Genomic DNA, 2,222 nt, shown 5'->3' with positions numbered 1-2,222 from the left:
AGCTCACCCGTCTCCTCTTGCTTTCGCTCGGTCTCTGGTCCAGTGCTTCGGCCGCCACGCTCGTTTACGGCGCAGGCGGCGACCCGGTAACCTTAGAAAGCGGCAACATCAGCGACAGCAACTCGGCAGTGGTGCAAAACCAGATTTATGACACGTTGACCAGGGTCAAGCCGGGCACCACCACCCTGATACCGGGTCTGGCGCTGAGCTGGAGCGCCGACGCCACCCGCAAGGTCTGGACCTTCACCCTGCGCCGGGGCGTCAAATTTCACGACGGCACGCCCTTCAACGCCGACGCGGTGGTCTACAACGTCAACCGCTGGTGGAACCCGGCGGCCCCCGAGCGTTTCGCCAGTCAGAAAACCTGGGACAGCTGGCGGCTCATCTTCGGGGACGACAAAGGCGAGGGCAGTGTCCTCAAAAGCGTCGCCAAGAAGGGGGACTATCAGGTCGTCTTTACCCTCAACCGTCCGCTGTCCAACTTTCCCGACATGATCGGGGTCAGCTTCTTCGGCATTGCCAGCCCTGCCGCCGTGAAAAAGGCTGGAGTCAACTACGGCACGCCAGTCGGCGGCGCGGTGGGCACTGGCCCCTACCGTCTCCAGGCGTGGGTGCCTGGGCAGCAAGTGACGCTCACCGCCAATCCGAGCTACTGGGGCGGTAAGGCGCAAAGTGAGCGTCTGGTCGTGCGAACCCTCAAAGACCCGACTGCCCGCCTCAACGAACTCAAGGCCGGCACCATCGATTTCACCTGTGATCTCAACCCCGACCATCTGCCGACCATCCGAAACGACCGCAACCTCGTGGCGGTACTGCGCCCCAGCTTCAATGTCGGGTTCCTGAGCCTGAATACCCGCCAAGAGCAGCTTAAGAACGTCAAGGTGCGTCAGGCCATCCGGCTGGCGCTCAACCGCCGCGCCATTGCCGACGCTTTCTGGGGTGAACTCGGCATCAGCGACGACAGCTTCGTGCCGCCGCCGCTGGCCTGGGCCAACAGCAAGAAGGTGGCGTTCGTACAAAACGACGCGGCCAAGGCCAAGCAACTTCTCAAGGAAGCGGGCTACGCAGGCGGCTTCAAGCTCGACCTGTGGTATATGCCCGTGTCGCGCCCCTATTTCCCGACGCCCAAGCCGATTGCCGAGGCGATGGCAGCCGACCTGAGCGCTATCGGCATCAAGATCGAACTCAAGACTGTGGACTGGGCCAAGTACCTCGAAGACCGCAACAAGGCCCCCGGTTTCGACATGTACATGATCGGCTGGACCGGGCAATACGGCTCGCCCAGCAACTTCTACGACTCTTACTATGGGCCGGGCAGCGAAAAAGATTCCGGCTTCGACAATGCCCAGATCCAGGGTCTGCTCAGCAAGGCCGCATCGGCCAAGGACCGGGCGCAGCAAGCGACATTCTTCTCCCAGGTGCATGACCTGACCCACGCCGCCGCTGTGCGAATCCCTATCGTTCACTCGCGTCCGCTCTGCGCCGCCCGCAAGTCGCTGACCGGCTGGGTCCCCAACCCGTCTTTGACGGAGCAGTTCAACGTCATTGGTAAGAAGTGACGCTGACCTGAGCGTTAGAGGCTCTGAACGCCAGTTTCCTGCCACGGGGCGGGAGTTCTGGCGTTCAGACGTTTAGGAGCAGATCAAAAAAAACTCCTCCCGTCGCCGGAAGGAGCCGTGTGAGGGGAAAAAGCTTACAGGTTGCCCTTGAGGGTGCTGGCGACCTTGAATGCCACCTTCTTGCCTGCGGGAATCTGAATCTTTTCGCTGGTGCCGGGGCGCACGCCGGTGCGGGCGGCGGTTTCCTTGACGCTCAGGGTGCCGAGGCCGGGCAGGCCGACGCTCTTGCCGTCTTGCAGGGCGCTGACCACGCACTCCAGCATGGTGCTGACGGCTTCTTCGCTCTGCTTCTTGGTCAGGCCGGTCTTGTCGGCGACCATTTCCACGAGCTGGGTCTTGGCAACCTTGCCACTGTCAGCGGCGCTGCGCTTGGCGGCGGGAGCGGCTTTGGCGGCAGGAGCAGCCTTCTTGGCGGGGGCCTTCGTAGACTTTTTCGTCATGGTGAGCAGCATGACATATCCGCTGCCCGCTGTGAAGGGGGGGAAAGGGGGGGAATGCCCACTAGGACGCATTCATTAAGATTTGAGGGAGAAAAACCCCGTGCAGATGGTCTCTTGAGGCGGCCTTGAGACTTTCTGGAGGCGAAAAAGCAGCGCTGTGACG

The 2,222-nt window shown here is 62.0% G+C and carries 2 protein-coding genes; one reads left to right on the top strand and one right to left on the bottom strand.

Annotated features, from left to right (window positions below):
* Nucleotides 1–17: 17 nt before the first annotated feature.
* Nucleotides 18–1,559, top strand: coding sequence for an ABC transporter substrate-binding protein (locus Q4C89_RS14850; RefSeq protein WP_303103398.1), 1,542 nt, complete (start codon nucleotides 18–20; stop codon nucleotides 1,557–1,559).
* A 134-nt stretch (nucleotides 1,560–1,693) separates the two neighbouring features.
* Here Q4C89_RS14850 and Q4C89_RS14845 read toward each other — a convergent pair whose 3' ends face one another.
* On the bottom strand, nucleotides 1,694–2,071 hold the full coding sequence (locus tag Q4C89_RS14845) for an HU family DNA-binding protein (protein ID WP_303103397.1): 378 nt from the start codon (nucleotides 2,069–2,071) through the stop codon (nucleotides 1,694–1,696).
* Nucleotides 2,072–2,222 lie beyond the last annotated feature (151 nt).

The sequence above is a fragment of the Deinococcus sp. genome, assembly GCF_030523985.1.
Taxonomy (GTDB): Bacteria; Deinococcota; Deinococci; order Deinococcales; family Deinococcaceae; genus Deinococcus.
The sequence above is the reverse complement of the archived record's forward strand: the minus strand, read 5'-3'. Positions and strand labels throughout refer to the sequence as shown.

Excerpts from the sequence above, each read along its gene's own strand:
- Q4C89_RS14845 (WP_303103397.1), bottom strand. The coding sequence starts at position 2,071 with ATGCTGCTCACCATGACGAAAAAGTCTACGAAGGCCCCCGCCAAGAAG.